The 12,538-nt window shown below is 70.0% G+C and carries 13 protein-coding genes; 7 read left to right on the plus strand and 6 right to left on the minus strand.

Features of this window, described 5'->3' with window-relative positions:
• The 3 genes from JHN63_RS47040 to JHN63_RS47050 all read left to right on the plus strand — a co-directional run.
• Positions 1 to 975, plus strand: a 975-nt coding sequence (locus JHN63_RS47040) for a S1C family serine protease (RefSeq protein WP_234478760.1), incomplete at its 5' end; no start/stop codon positions are given.
• Between the two features lie 234 nt (positions 976 to 1,209).
• Entirely contained in the window at positions 1,210 to 1,650 is a 441-nt protein-coding gene (locus tag JHN63_RS47045) for a sec-independent translocase (protein WP_200691274.1), read from the plus strand.
• 245 nt (positions 1,651 to 1,895) lie between these two features.
• Positions 1,896 to 2,555: a hypothetical protein gene (locus JHN63_RS47050; RefSeq protein ID WP_200691275.1), complete on the plus strand. Its 660-nt coding sequence runs from the start codon at positions 1,896 to 1,898 to the stop codon at positions 2,553 to 2,555.
• A gap of 64 nt (positions 2,556 to 2,619) precedes the next feature.
• Here JHN63_RS47050 and JHN63_RS47055 read toward each other — a convergent pair whose 3' ends face one another.
• The 3 genes from JHN63_RS47055 to JHN63_RS47065 are packed head-to-tail and all read right to left on the minus strand — an operon-like array spanning position 2,620 to position 5,693.
• A complete protein-coding gene (locus JHN63_RS47055) occupies positions 2,620 to 3,753 on the minus strand; it encodes an Mrp/NBP35 family ATP-binding protein (protein ID WP_200691276.1) in 1,134 nt (377 codons plus the stop codon).
• Positions 3,754 to 3,796: 43 nt separating this feature from the next.
• The gene (locus tag JHN63_RS47060; protein WP_200691277.1) at positions 3,797 to 4,390 is read right to left on the minus strand and encodes a DUF1003 domain-containing protein; all 594 of its coding nucleotides are present in this window, start codon (positions 4,388 to 4,390) and stop codon (positions 3,797 to 3,799) included.
• Positions 4,380 to 5,693 (minus strand): magnesium transporter MgtE N-terminal domain-containing protein, encoded by a 1,314-nt coding sequence (locus tag JHN63_RS47065; protein ID WP_200691278.1) that lies wholly within the window; start codon positions 5,691 to 5,693, stop codon positions 4,380 to 4,382. Before JHN63_RS47065 ends, JHN63_RS47060 begins: the two co-directional genes overlap by 11 nt.
• Before the next feature lie 209 nt (positions 5,694 to 5,902).
• On the opposite strand from JHN63_RS47065, the gene JHN63_RS47070 reads away from it, so the two are divergent.
• Entirely contained in the window at positions 5,903 to 6,622 is a 720-nt protein-coding gene (locus JHN63_RS47070) for a hypothetical protein (protein WP_200691279.1), read from the plus strand.
• Between the two features lie 6 nt (positions 6,623 to 6,628).
• On the opposite strand, the gene JHN63_RS47075 is transcribed toward JHN63_RS47070, so the two are convergent.
• Positions 6,629 to 7,147, minus strand: a complete 519-nt coding sequence (locus JHN63_RS47075; protein ID WP_200691280.1) for a hypothetical protein — start codon at positions 7,145 to 7,147, stop codon at positions 6,629 to 6,631.
• 23 nt (positions 7,148 to 7,170) lie between these two features.
• Positions 7,171 to 8,289: a magnesium and cobalt transport protein CorA gene (locus JHN63_RS47080; protein WP_200691281.1), complete on the minus strand. Its 1,119-nt coding sequence runs from the start codon at positions 8,287 to 8,289 to the stop codon at positions 7,171 to 7,173.
• 515 nt (positions 8,290 to 8,804) lie between these two features.
• Here JHN63_RS47080 and JHN63_RS47085 point away from each other — a divergent pair.
• Positions 8,805 to 9,401, plus strand: a complete 597-nt coding sequence (locus tag JHN63_RS47085) for a suppressor of fused domain protein (protein ID WP_200691282.1) — start codon at positions 8,805 to 8,807, stop codon at positions 9,399 to 9,401.
• A gap of 41 nt (positions 9,402 to 9,442) precedes the next feature.
• On the opposite strand, the gene JHN63_RS47090 is transcribed toward JHN63_RS47085, so the two are convergent.
• Positions 9,443 to 10,681, minus strand: a complete 1,239-nt coding sequence (locus JHN63_RS47090) for an MFS transporter (protein ID WP_200691286.1) — start codon at positions 10,679 to 10,681, stop codon at positions 9,443 to 9,445.
• A 174-nt stretch (positions 10,682 to 10,855) separates the two neighbouring features.
• Between JHN63_RS47090 and JHN63_RS47095 the strand changes: the two genes are divergently transcribed.
• Together JHN63_RS47095 and JHN63_RS47100 are read left to right on the plus strand one after the other, a co-directional pair.
• Positions 10,856 to 11,497, plus strand: coding sequence for a DUF6758 family protein (locus JHN63_RS47095; RefSeq protein WP_200691283.1), 642 nt, complete (start codon positions 10,856 to 10,858; stop codon positions 11,495 to 11,497).
• Between the two features lie 145 nt (positions 11,498 to 11,642).
• Entirely contained in the window at positions 11,643 to 12,500 is an 858-nt protein-coding gene (locus JHN63_RS47100; protein WP_200691284.1) for a PHP domain-containing protein, read from the plus strand.
• Positions 12,501 to 12,538: the final 38 nt, after the last annotated feature.

A 12,538-nucleotide genomic window follows, 5' to 3' on the forward strand; every position in this document is an offset into this window, starting at 1 on the left:
CAGCGCCCGAGCGGCGATCCCGGCGACACTGCCGGGATCGCCGCTCGGGCGCTGCCCAGTGTGGTGACGTTGCATGTGACCGGCGACGAGGAGTCGGGGACCGGTACCGGGATCGTGCTGGACACCCGGGGGCACATCCTCACCAACAACCATGTGGTGCAGCCCGCCGGCGGTGACGGTTCGATATCCGTCAGTTTCAGTGGAGGGCAGACCGTCAGGGCCAAGGTCGTCGGGCACGACACCGGGTACGACCTCGCTGTCGTGCGGGTGACCGGGGTGCGCGGGCTCAAGCCGATGCCGCTCGGGAACTCCGACAACGTGCGGGTGGGTGACCCCGTCGTGGCGATCGGCGCGCCCTTCGACCTCGACAACACCGTGACCTCCGGGATCATCAGCGCCAAGGAGCGGCCCATCACGGCCGGTGGTGAGGCCTCGGACGGCAGCGACGTGTCGTACGTCGACGCCCTCCAGACCGACGCGCCCATCAACCCCGGCAACTCCGGCGGACCGTTGCTCGACGCGCAGGGTCGGCTGGTCGGGGTCAACTCGGCGATCCGGTCCGCCGACGACGGGTCCGGGGTGGACGACGGACAGGCCGGGTCCATCGGGCTCGGGTTCGCCATTCCGGTCAACCAGGCCAAGCGGGTCGCCGAGGAACTGATCAACACCGGCAGGGCGACCCACCCGGTCATCGGCGTCACCCTCGACCTGGACTACAGCGGAGACGGAGCCCGCGTCGCCACGAAGGGCAGCGGCGACGGCCCCGCCGTGACCGCGGGCGGACCCGGTGCCCGGGCCGGCCTCAAGGCGGGCGACGTCATCACCGAGGTGGACGGCGAGCGCGTGCACTCCGGCGACGAACTGATCGTCAGGACCCGCGCCCACCGCCCCGGCGACCACCTGCGCCTGACGCTGCGGCGGAACGGCAAGGACCTGACCGTGTCGCTCGTCCTCGGCTCCTCTACGGGCGAATGAGCCGGGGGTGAGCAGTGGACGAGCCGTGGATTGACAGAAACGTCACAGGTGAGAGCCCCGCGCACCGTCCCACTAGGCAAACAACCCGGAAAACCGTCCCTGTACACCCACTCGTAGCCCCCGGGACAGTACCGGTCCGGTGGGATCGACGGGTACCGTGGACCCGGCCCGGACCACGGAAGACCGCACTGACCACCGAGGGCCGAGGACCGAGGACATCGCTAGGAGCTTCAGGTGTTCAATGACATAGGACCGCTAGAGCTGGTGACGATCATCGTCCTCGCCGTGCTCGTCTTCGGTCCGGACAAGCTCCCGAAGGTCATCCAGGACGTCATGCGGACGATCCGGAAGATCCGAGAGTTCTCGGAGAGCGCCAAGGCGGACATCCGCGAGGAGCTGGGCCCGGAGTTCAAGGACTTCGAGTTCGAGGACCTCAACCCCAAGACGTTCCTGCGCAAGCAGTTGGACAACGACGAACTGGGGCTCAAGGAGATCCGCAACGGCTTCGACCTGAAGAAGGAGATGGCCGAGGTCACGGAGGCGGTGCAGAGCGCCGACACCCCCTCGTCGTCCTCTTCCTCCTCCGCGTCGTCCGGTGGTCGTCTCGACATGACCAAGAAGCCCGAGGACCCGGAGAAGGACGAGCGCCCGCCCTTCGACGCGGACGCCACCTGACCCTCCCGGGTGCCTCGCGGGAACCTCCCCGAGCGGCCTCTCACGTGACGCGTCTCATATCTCCAACTACCTCCGTCATGCCCTCGTACGGCCTGAACACGGCCTCTTCGCGCCTCGCGCGCCGGGCGCTTTCCGGGCTGCCTCGCACGAGGTGGCTATGCTGCCGAGTTGTTGTGCGGACCGGGTGAGTCGCCCGAAGGGGGGCGGGCCGCCCGGTCCGACGAGAACGAGGAGGCGTCCGGAGCATGGAGACGACGAGTCGGGTAGGCGCGCAGGCGCCGGCCGCGGAGGGTGGACAACAGGTCCCCTCCGCCCGCCGCACGGTCGACGGCTACCTGCTGGCGCCCTTCCCGTGGTACGGCCTCGACGAGGCCTTCACGGGACCGCGCTGGCTGATGCAGGTGGGTATGGCGGCGGACGGAGCGGTCGAGCACGGTTCGATCGGGCACGGCGACGAGCCCTCCGTACGCAACGAAGGCACGGAGGACAAGGAGAAGTTCGCGGTGGTCGTCACCGTCGCGGGCAACCCCGCACGACGCACGGCCGACGGCACGGGCCTCCTGGAGGCCACCTCGGTGTCCTCGGCGGCCTGGCTCGCCGGTGTCGGACTGCTGTCCTTCACCTGGCCCGGCCAGATGGACCACACCCTGCGCGACGACTGGCTGGAGCAGCAGACGGAGACGGCGTGGGTGCTGGCCGACGACCTCGCCGGCGACGACTGGTCGACGCTGTCCCTGCCGGTGGACGGAGTACCGACGCCGTTCCACTACCGCGAGTCCGAGTTCGGCTGGGTCCTCGCCGGGTCGACGCAGGCGGGCGTGCACGTGGGGGCGTACGGCAGGGGCATGAGCGCGTACGGGCTCGGCTTCGCCATGATCAAGGACATCGCCACCTACGCCCAGTAGGGGTCCACGACGATGGGGGGCGCCGTCCGGCCGGACGGCGCCCCCCATCGTCGTAAGAAGATCCCTAGAACTTGTTCCTCGGGGTGATCCCCAGCGACATGCCCGAAAGACCCCGCTGACGTCCTCCGAGCTTGCCCGCGATCGCGCGCAGGGCCGCGCCCGCCGGGGAGTCGGGGTCAGTGAGGACGACCGGTTTGCCCTCGTCGCCGCCCTCGCGGAGGCGGACGTCGATCGGGATGGAGCCGAGGACGGGGACCGACGCACCCGTCGTGCGGGTCAGGCCGTCGGCCACCGACTGGCCGCCGCCCGTGCCGAAGACGTCGACCATCTCGCCGCAGTGCGGGCACGGCAGGCCCGCCATGTTCTCGACGACACCGACGATCTTCTGGTGGGTCTGCACGGCGATGGAGCCCGCGCGCTCGGCGACCTCGGCCGCCGCCTGCTGAGGGGTCGTCACGACCAGGATCTCGGCGTTCGGGACGAGCTGGGCGACGGAGATCGCGATGTCGCCCGTGCCCGGCGGGAGGTCCAGCAGCAGCACGTCCAGGTCGCCCCAGTACACGTCCGCCAGGAACTGCTGGAGCGCGCGGTGCAGCATCGGGCCGCGCCACACCACCGGGGCGTTGCCCGGCGTGAACATGCCGATGGAGATGACCTTCACGCCGTGCGCCGACGGCGGCATGATCATGTTCTCGACCTGGGTGGGACGGCCGTCGGCGCCCAGCATGCGGGGCACGGAGTGGCCGTAGATGTCGGCGTCGACGACACCGACCTTGAGGCCGTCGGCGGCCATCGCGGCCGCGAGGTTCACCGTCACCGAGGACTTGCCGACGCCGCCCTTGCCGGAGGCGACCGCGTACACGCGGGTGAGGGAGCCGGGCTGTGCGAAGGGGACCTCGCGCTCGGCCTTGCCACCGCGCAGGGCGGTCGCGAGTTCCTTGCGCTGCTCGTCGCTCATCACGTCGAGGGTCACGTCGACACCGGTGACACCCTCGACACCCAGGACCGCCTCCGTCACGCGCTGCGTGATCGTCTCGCGCATGGGGCAGCCGGAGACCGTCAGGTACACGGCGACCGCGACCGCTCCGTCCGCACCGATCTCCACGGACTTGACCATCCCCAGTTCGGTGATGGGTCGGTGGATCTCGGGGTCGTTCACCGTCGACAGCGCTTCACGCACCGCGTCTTCCGTAGCCATAGGGTCGATGGTACGGCGCCGCGCGCGGCCGCAGGTAAGTCGGTCACCGGTCGTCTACGTCACGTCCACGCGACCGTTCTGCCGGGAATACGACGTGTTTGCGGTGACCGTTCTCGCGCTCCTCCAGCTCTTTCACCAGGTCCTGGAGTTCGGAGCGGATCCAGTCCCGGGTCGCCACCTCGCCCAGGCCGATGCGCAGGGCGGCGATCTCGCGGGTGAGGTACTCGGTGTCGGCGATCGACCGCTCGTTCTGCTTGCGGTCCTGTTCGAGGTTGACCTTGTCGCGGTCGTCCTGCCGGTTCTGCGCGAGCAGGATCAGCGGGGCCGCGTACGAGGCCTGCAACGACAGCATCAACGTCAGGAAGATGAACGGGTAGTTGTCGAAGCGGACATCGCTCGGGGCGAAGATGTTCCACAGCACCCAGGCGACGATGACGATCGTCATCCAGACGATGAACCGCCCGGTGCCGAGGAAGCGGGCGATCCGCTCCGACAGCCGCCCGAAGGCCTCCGGGTCGTACTCGGGCAGCAGCCGGCGCCGGGGCGGGCGCGGCTGGTCGAGCCGGGTCCGCGAGCGGGTGGTGGCGGTCGCGCCCGCCGGTGTCCGCTCGCGCGTGGTCTCGCGCTCAGGAGTCATGAGCCGCAACCTCCTCTGTCTCTGCGTCGGGCTCGTTCTCGCCCTCGTCCAGATGGAACTCCGTCTCCCGCCAGTCCTGCGGCAGCATGTGGTCCAGGACGTCGTCCACCGTCACCGCGCCCAGCAGCGACCCGGTCTCGTCGACCACGGGCGCCGCGACCATGTCGTACGTCGCGAAGAACCCGGCGATGAGCTGGAGCGTCGCGTCCGGGTCGAGCGGTTGCAGATCGTCGTCGATGATCGCGCTGACCAGGGTGTACGGCGGGTCGCGCAGCAGCCGTTGGAAGTGGACCGTGCCGAGGTACTTGCCGGTCGGGGTGTCGTCGGGCGGGCGGCACACGTAGACCTGGGCGGCGAGGGCTGGGGATAGGTCGGCGCTGCGCACGCGGGCCAGCGCGTCGGCGACGGTCGCGTCCGGCCGTAGGACGATCGGTTCGGTCGTCATCAGGCCGCCGGCGGTGTGCTCCTCGTACGACATCAGGCGGCGGACGTCGGCCGCCTCGGAGGGCTCCATCAGGTTCAGCAGCCGCTCCTGGTCCTCCTCCGGCAACTCGCCGAGCAGGTCGGCCGCGTCGTCCGGGTCCATCGCCTCCAGGACGTCCGCCGCGCGCTCCTCCTTCAGCTTGCCGAGGATCTCGATCTGGTCGTCCTCCGGGAGCTCCTCGAGGACGTCGGCGAGGCGGTCGTCGTCGAGGGCGGCGGCGACCTCGGCCCGGCGCTTGGGGGAGAGATGGTGCAGGACGTTGGCGAGGTCGGCGGGGCGCAGCTGCTCGAAGGTGGCCAGGAGGCTCTCCGCGCCCTGTCCCTGCTCCTCCAGGGAGAAACCGGTGACGGCGGACCAGTCCACGGTCAGCGTCTCGCCCTTGGCCCTTCTGAAGGCTCCGCCGGCCCTGCCCTTCCGTACGAAGACCCGGTCGATCTCCCAGTCCCGGCGGGCCGGCAGATGCTGCACCGACAGATCGAGGACGGAGACCTCCTCATCCGTCTCCGTGAGGGTCACGCGCCGGTCCAGCAGTTCGCCGAACACCAGCCGCTCGGTGGGCCGTTGCTCGAAGCGGCGGACGTTCAGCACGCCGGTGGTGATGACCTGGCCGGACTCGATGCCGGTCACCCGGGTCATCGGGAGGAAGATGCGGCGCCGGGTGGAGAGTTCGACGACCAGGCCGAGCAGCCTGGGGGGCCGCTGGCCGACGCGCAGCATCGCGACGAGGTCGCGGACGCGGCCCACCTGGTCGCCGTTCGGGTCGAAGACGGCCACACCGGCGAGGTGCGAGACGAAGACCCGGGGAGCGCCCGCTGCCATGGCCGCACCTCCTTCTTTCTTTGCTGATGTGCCGAGGGATTCTCTGGTGCCGGGATGTGCCGAATTGCCTGCTCGGACGGGCTTCAGGCTAGCCCGTCCGGATGTGATCCGCGCTGGTGGGCGGTCCGGACGGACTGGCTCCGCCGGTGCCCGGCGGCCCCGGTACGCTGCCGTACGCCATCGCCCCCCGCACGGAAGGCACCCCACCTGTGACTGCGTTCCCCCAGGCCCGAAACCGTCGTGCCGCGCTGCTCGGCGCGGTCTGTGTGCTGGCCCTCGCGGGGTGCGGCGACGGTGACCCGGACGCGGGGACGAACGGGGTCGGCAAGCTGGCCGCCGACAAGATCCAGTCGACGTCGGTGACGGCCGCGGACGCCGCCGACGCCGTACGGCTCTCCGGGACCGTCGTCACCAGCGGGCTGACGTACACGCTCGACATGCGGCTGAAGTCCGACGGCGGCAGCGGGTCGGTCACCTCGAAGGGGTCGACCTTCGGGCTGCTGCGGATCGGCGAGGAGCTGTATCTGAAGGCCGACGCGGACTTCTGGAACAGCAACGGGGACTCCGGCGCCGGCGGCGCGCTGCACGGCAAGTACGTGAAGGTGCCGCAGGGCGACCCCTCGTACAAGAAGTTCAGTGGTTTCACGGACAAGGACGTCCTCCTCTCCAGTCTGCTGACCCTGCACGGTTCACTCGCGACGGACGGACACCACGCGCAGAACGGTGTCCGGACGATCCGCATCACCGGTGACGACGGATCCGGCGGCACCCTCGACGTCTCGCTGGAGGGCAAGCCGTATCCCCTCCGGCTGGTCCGTGCGGGCGGCGCGGGCACCCTGACCTTCTCGGACTGGGGCAAGAGCTTCACGGTGACCCAGCCCGCGGACGACGACACCGTCGACTACGGCAAGCAACTGCCGTCTTCCTAGCGGTACTTACCGCTGCTTGCGTTTCTTCTTGAGCAGCAGGCGCGGCAGCCCGGCGGGCATCGCCCGACGGGTCGTCGCCGGTGTCGGGAGCGGAGGCCGTGCCAGCGAACCCTCCGGCAGGTCGGCCGTCGCTCCCGTCGGTTCCAGGCGCAGCACCCGGCACTCGCGGGCCCAGCGGGCGGGCATCGCCTCGCCGTCGGGGGCGTTGAGACGCTTGCCCTTCAGCTCGGCGACGGCCGCCGTCCAGGCCTCGGAGTCCGGGGCCAGTTCCACGACCTTCGCCGTCCATACGACCAGTCGGCCGCCCTTGTCCTTGCTGCGGACCGTGACCTCGGCGGGGCCGCCGTCGACCAGCCCCGGCAGCGGCTGCTCGCCGGGACCGTCGCCGATCAGACAGGCCGCGCCCTCGTGCCAGACGTGCCACAGCGCGCGGGCCGGGACGCCCGGGCCGGCCACCCAGACGAGGCCGGACTTCTTCGTGGCCTCCTCGACGAGGGCCTGGTCGAGCAGCTCAGCGCTAGTCATGGCGCCCAGCCTATCCAGGCCGCTCACAGCCAGCCGTTGCGCTTCAGCGTGCGGTGGATCGCCAGACAGACCGTCACCGTGAAGGCGAGCACCGACGGATACCCGTACTTCGCGTGCAGTTCGGGCATGTGCTCGAAGTTCATGCCGTACACACCGGTCACCATCGTCGGTACGGCGATGATCGCGGCCCATGCGGTGATCTTCCGCATGTCCTCGTTCTGCGCGACGGACGCCTGCGCGAGGTTGGCCTGGAGGATCGAGTTGAGCAGCTCGTCGAAGCCGACGACCTGCTCGTGGACGCGGGCGAGGTGGTCGGCGACATCGCGGAAGTACTTCTGGATGTCGGGGTCGATCAGCCGCATGGGCCGCTCGCTCAGCAGCTGCATGGGACGCAGCAGCGGCGACACCGCGCGCTTGAACTCCAGTACCTCGCGCTTGAGTTGGTAGATCCGCGCCGAGTCGACACCGCGCGAGACCCCGCCCTTGCGGCCCGGTGTGAACACCTCGGTCTCGACCTCGTCGATGTCGTCCTGCACCGCGTCCGCGACCGCGACATAGCCGTCGACGACATGGTCGGCGATCGCGTGCAGCACCGCCGAGGGACCGCGGGCGAGCAGCTCGGGGTCGTCCTGGAGGCGGTGCCGCAGCGCCCGCAGCGAGCCCTGGCCGCCGTGCCGCACGGTGATGAAGAAGTCCCGCCCGGTGAAGCACATGACCTCGCCGGTCTCGACCACTTCGCTGTTCGCGGTGAGTTGGTCGTGCTCGACGTAGTGGATGGTCTTGAAGACGGTGAACAGCGAGTCGTCGTAGCGCTCCAGCTTGGGCCGCTGATGGGCCTGTACGGCGTCCTCGACGGCCAGCGGGTGGAGCCCGAACTCCCCGGCGATACCGCTGAATTCGGCCTCGGTCGGCTCGTGCAGGCCGATCCACACGAAGCCGCCGTCGCGGCGCACCAGCCGCATCGCCTCGTGCGGGGTCAGCGGCTTGCCGGCGTCGACGCGGGCGCCGTCGCGGTAGACGGCGCAGTCGACGACGGCCGAGGGGGTGCCGGGGTCCCGGGTGGTGTCGTACGCGCCGCCGTCCTTGCGCAGGGAGGGACGGGACGGGCGGACCACGGCACGCAGGTCGCGGATCATCGACATGGCGGGCTCCTTCGCGAAGAGCAACGAAAGGCGCCTACGACGGTTGGAACTGCCCGGAATGGGGACGTCCTGTGTGGGGATGTTTGGCACGTCCACAAAGCGGGGAGCACCGCACCGTCGCGGTGGCGAGTTTCGCTACTGATACAGGCACTGACTTCGGAACAGACGGATCGGTCGGATCGGAAACACCGGACAGATCAGGCAGATCAGGAAAAAGAAACGAAGTGCTCTTCCGCGACAGTGAAGAAGTGCGAGAGGCGACAGCCGGTCGGAGGCTAGGACAAGAGCCAGAGCGACGACATCAGCGGCCGGAAGAGCGGGTGGTACTGCCAGGCCGACTTCGGTCCATTGCAGCCCCACCTCCTCCGGCCGGTCCCCCGTGGGGGAGTCTCAACGGCGTCGGGACGTGATCGCGACGCTTCTGCGTGCTGCCCGAACGACCGGCCCAGACTATCAGCAGGCCGAAGTGTCAAGGCGCTGCTTTGCCCGGTACTGACGAGTTCTATGCTCGCCGCATGGTTGATGTTCTTGCTCTGGTCGAGGCACGGTTGCGCACCGCGCTGGGCGATCCGGACGCCCGCGCCGCGGTCACTTTTCTGGGCACGGACCGCGTCGAGGTCCTGCGGTTCCAGGACGACAACCAGGACGGGACCGTCGTCCGCTACGCCACGCTCGGCATGTCCGCGCAGCCGATGAGCGACCCCACGGCGATGCTCGCCGACCCGGTCGCGGGCCCCCGCGCCGAGCTGGTCCTCTCTGTGCGCGGCGGCCTCGCCGACACCGACAAGGTGCTCCGCCCGCTCGCCGTGCTGGCCGCGTCCCCGCAGGTCGAGGGCGTGATCGTGGCCCCCGGCGCCTCGCTCGACGTGGGCGAACCGCTGTGGCCCGGCGCCCCGTTCACCTCGGTGCTGGTCGCCGAGCCGGGCGGCCTGGTCGAGGATCTGGAACTCGACGAGCCCCTCGACCCGGTCCGCTTCCTGCCGCTGCTCCCCATGACCCCGAACGAGGCCGCCTGGAAACGCGTCCACGGCGCGCAGGCACTCCAGGAGCGCTGGCTGACGAACGGGACGGACCTCCGGGATCCGTCCCGGAAATCCGTCCCGCTCGACTGAGACCCGAGTGAGCAAGCTCACCAACGTCGGCCGGTAATCGGCTAGTTGGCGAACACCGCCACACTGTCCTCCACCGCGTGCCTCGGCTCCAGCTCCTCGGCTTCGTGCGTGAGCGCGTTCCGTCGTACGAGCACCACCAGCGCGCCCAGCGCCGCGGTGACCGCCGCGACCACGAACGGGATGTGGATGTTGCTCCACCCCTCGATCTTCGGCGCGAAGAACGGCGCCGCCGCGGCGGCGAACCAGCGGACGAAGTTGTAGCCCGCGCTCGCCACCGGGCGCGGTGCGTCCGAGACACCCAGGGCCAGTTCGGTGTAGACGGTGTTGTTCACGCCGATGAAGGCGCCCGACAGGATCGTGCAGACGACGGCGGTGGTGTGGCTGCCGTAGCCGAGGATCAGGACGTCGGCGGCGAGGAGCACCAGCGAACCGCCGAGCACCTTCAGCGAGCCGAACCGGGCCTGGAGGCGCGGGGCGACGAAGACCGAGAAGACGGCGAGCAGCACGCCCCAGGCGAAGAACACGGCACCGGACTTGTACGGGGTCATGTTCAGCACGAACGGGGTGAAGGCCAGCACGGTGAAGAACGTGTAGTTGTAGAAGAAGGACGAGATCGCGGCGGACGCCAGTCCACCGTGGCCGAGGGCCTTGAGCGGGTCGAGCAGCGAGGTCTTCCGGGCCGGCTTCGGCTGTTCCTTGAGGAAGACCGTGATGCACAGGAAGCCGATCGCCATCAGGAACGCGGTGCCGAAGAAGGGGTAGCGCCAGCTCTGGTTGCCCAGCAGGGCGCCGAGCAGCGGGCCGCAGGCCATGCCGAGGCCCAGGGCGGACTCGTAGAGCAGGATCGCCGCGGCGCTGCCGCCGGCCGCCGCGCCGACGATGACGGCGAGGGCCGTGGACACGAACAGCGCGTTGCCGAGGCCCCAGCCGGCCCGGAAGCCGACGAGTTCGCCGACCGATCCCGAGGTGCCGGCGAGACCCGCGAAGACCACGACGAGGGCGAGGCCGAGCAGCAGGGTCTTCTTGCCGCCGATCCGGCTGGAGACGAAGCCGGTCACCAGCATCGCGATGGCGGTGATCAGGAAGTACGAGGTGAAGAGCAGGGAGACCTGGCCGGCCGTGGCGTCCAGGCCCTTGGCGATCGACGGCAGGATCGGGTCGACGAGTCCGATGCCCATGAAGGCGACGACCGAGGCGCCGGCGGTGGCCCAGACCGCCTTGGGCTGCCGCAGGAGGCTGCCCGTGCCGGTGTCGGCTCCCTTGTCGAAGGGGTCGTCCATGTCGTCTGTGCCGTCCACGCCGTCCATGCATCCTCCCAAGTAGTTGGTATATGCACATAGTAAGTTAGGCAAGGTAATGAATGCAAGCTGCATCTAGTTTCGCTCCGTACGGGTCCGGGCCGGACGGGTGATCGTCCTTGACGTGCGCGGGCGAGGGTAGGACCGTGGGGCCCTATGAGGGGCGAACCCAGTTGCCCGAAGTGTGGTGGCCGGGTCAGGGCTCCCGGACTCTTCTCCGATTCCTGGCAGTGCGATGTCCACGGCACCGTGCATCCGGTGCAGCCCGTGATCCCGCCCAGCGTCGAGGCCCTCAGCGTGGTCGTGCACCGCACGCAGGTGCCCGTGTGGATGCCGTGGCCGCTGCCGGTCGGATGGCTGTTCACGGGGGTGGCGTGCGCGGGGGACGACCGCAGCGGGGGGCGGGCGACGGCCGTCGCGTGCACCGGCCCCGGGCCGCTCGGCGGGATCGGGGAGCTGATCCTTGTCGCCGAGGAGCTGGGGGTCGGGCTCGGCGCTCGGTACGCGGGGATCGACGGGCCGGATCCCGGGCCGTACATGAACGTCGAGAAGCCCGCCCAGGCGAAGTTGCTGGCCGCGGGGCGGCCCACGCCGTTGTGGCATGTCGCCACGGCGCCGGACGATCGGGCCGTCTTCGCCGGTGAGGCATTGGGGCTGTGGCTGTGGGCGGTCGTGTGGCCCGAGCAGTCGGGGTTGTTGATGTACGACGAGCTGGTGCTGACGGATCTGCGGGACGCGGGCGCGGAGGTCGATCTCGTGCCGTGCGGGGCGTTGTCGCCCCGGTTGCTGGAGCCGTAGCGCCCAGGGGGTGCCTGGTGCGGGCTCGGCGGGGCTGGTCGCGCCGTCCTGGGGCGGCTGCCCTACGCGGTGTTCATGAGGGCTCCGGGGTTGCCGTTACCCTTGAGCGGTCCCCTGTTGTGTCGTTGTCGTCTGGAGTCCGCGCGTGCGTATTGACCTGCACACCCACTCCACGGCCTCCGACGGGACGGACTCGCCCGCCGAGCTGGTGCGGAACGCCGCCGCTGCCGGGCTGGACGTCGTCGCGCTGACCGATCACGACACGAGTCGTGGGTACGGCGAGGCGATCGACGCGTTGCCCTCGGGGCTCACGCTGGTCACCGGCGCCGAGATGTCCTGTCGTGTCGACGGGATCTCCCTGCACATGCTGGCCTACCTGTTCGATCCCGAGGAGCCGGCGCTGCTCGCCGAGCGGGAGCTGGTGCGCGACGACCGGGTGCCCCGGGCCCGGGCCATGGTCGCGCGCTTGCAGGAGCTGGGTGTGCCGGTGACCTGGGAGCAGGTGGCCCGGATCGCCGGGGAGGGGTCCGTCGGGCGGCCTCATGTCGCCACCGCGCTGGTCGAGTCGGGTGTCGTGCCGACGGTGAACGACGCTTTCACCGTGGAGTGGCTGGCCGACGGTGGGCGGGCCCATGTGGCCAAGCACGAGACCGATCCGTTCGAGGCGATCCGACTGGTGAAGGGTGCGGGGGGCGTGACCGTGTTCGCGCACCCCGGCGCCAGCAAGCGCGGGCACACCGTGCCCGAGGCCGTTATCGCCGAGATGGCCGCCGCCGGGCTCGACGGCATCGAGGTCGACCACATGGACCACGACGACGAGACGCGCGTACGGCTGCGTGGGCTCGCCAAGGACCTCGGGCTGCTGGTGACCGGGTCCAGCGACTACCACGGGAGCCGCAAGAGCGTGCGGCTCGGCGAGTACACGACCGATCCCGAGGTGTACGGCGAGATCACGCGGCGCGCGACCGGGGCGTTTCCGGTGCCGGGGGCCGGCGGAGTCTGACCCCCGCCCCCGCCCGATCGTCCCCACCCCCTCCCATC

The organism is Streptomyces sp. MBT65, assembly GCF_016612545.1.
Taxonomy (GTDB): Bacteria; Actinomycetota; Actinomycetes; order Streptomycetales; family Streptomycetaceae; genus Streptomyces.

Excerpts from the sequence above, each read along its gene's own strand:
- JHN63_RS47090 (WP_200691286.1), bottom strand. The coding sequence starts at position 10,681 with ATGGACGACCCCTTCGACAAGGGAGCCGACACCGGCACGGGCAGCCTC.
- JHN63_RS47055 (WP_200691276.1), bottom strand. The coding sequence starts at position 3,753 with ATGGCTACGGAAGACGCGGTGCGTGAAGCGCTGTCGACGGTGAACGAC.
- JHN63_RS47080 (WP_200691281.1), bottom strand. The coding sequence starts at position 8,289 with ATGTCGATGATCCGCGACCTGCGTGCCGTGGTCCGCCCGTCCCGTCCC.
- JHN63_RS47060 (WP_200691277.1), bottom strand. The coding sequence starts at position 4,390 with ATGACTCCTGAGCGCGAGACCACGCGCGAGCGGACACCGGCGGGCGCG.
- JHN63_RS47050 (WP_200691275.1), top strand. The coding sequence starts at position 1,896 with ATGGAGACGACGAGTCGGGTAGGCGCGCAGGCGCCGGCCGCGGAGGGT.
- JHN63_RS47095 (WP_200691283.1), top strand. The coding sequence starts at position 10,856 with ATGAGGGGCGAACCCAGTTGCCCGAAGTGTGGTGGCCGGGTCAGGGCT.
- JHN63_RS47065 (WP_200691278.1), bottom strand. The coding sequence starts at position 5,693 with ATGGCAGCGGGCGCTCCCCGGGTCTTCGTCTCGCACCTCGCCGGTGTG.
- JHN63_RS47075 (WP_200691280.1), bottom strand. The coding sequence starts at position 7,147 with ATGACTAGCGCTGAGCTGCTCGACCAGGCCCTCGTCGAGGAGGCCACG.
- JHN63_RS47085 (WP_200691282.1), top strand. The coding sequence starts at position 8,805 with ATGGTTGATGTTCTTGCTCTGGTCGAGGCACGGTTGCGCACCGCGCTG.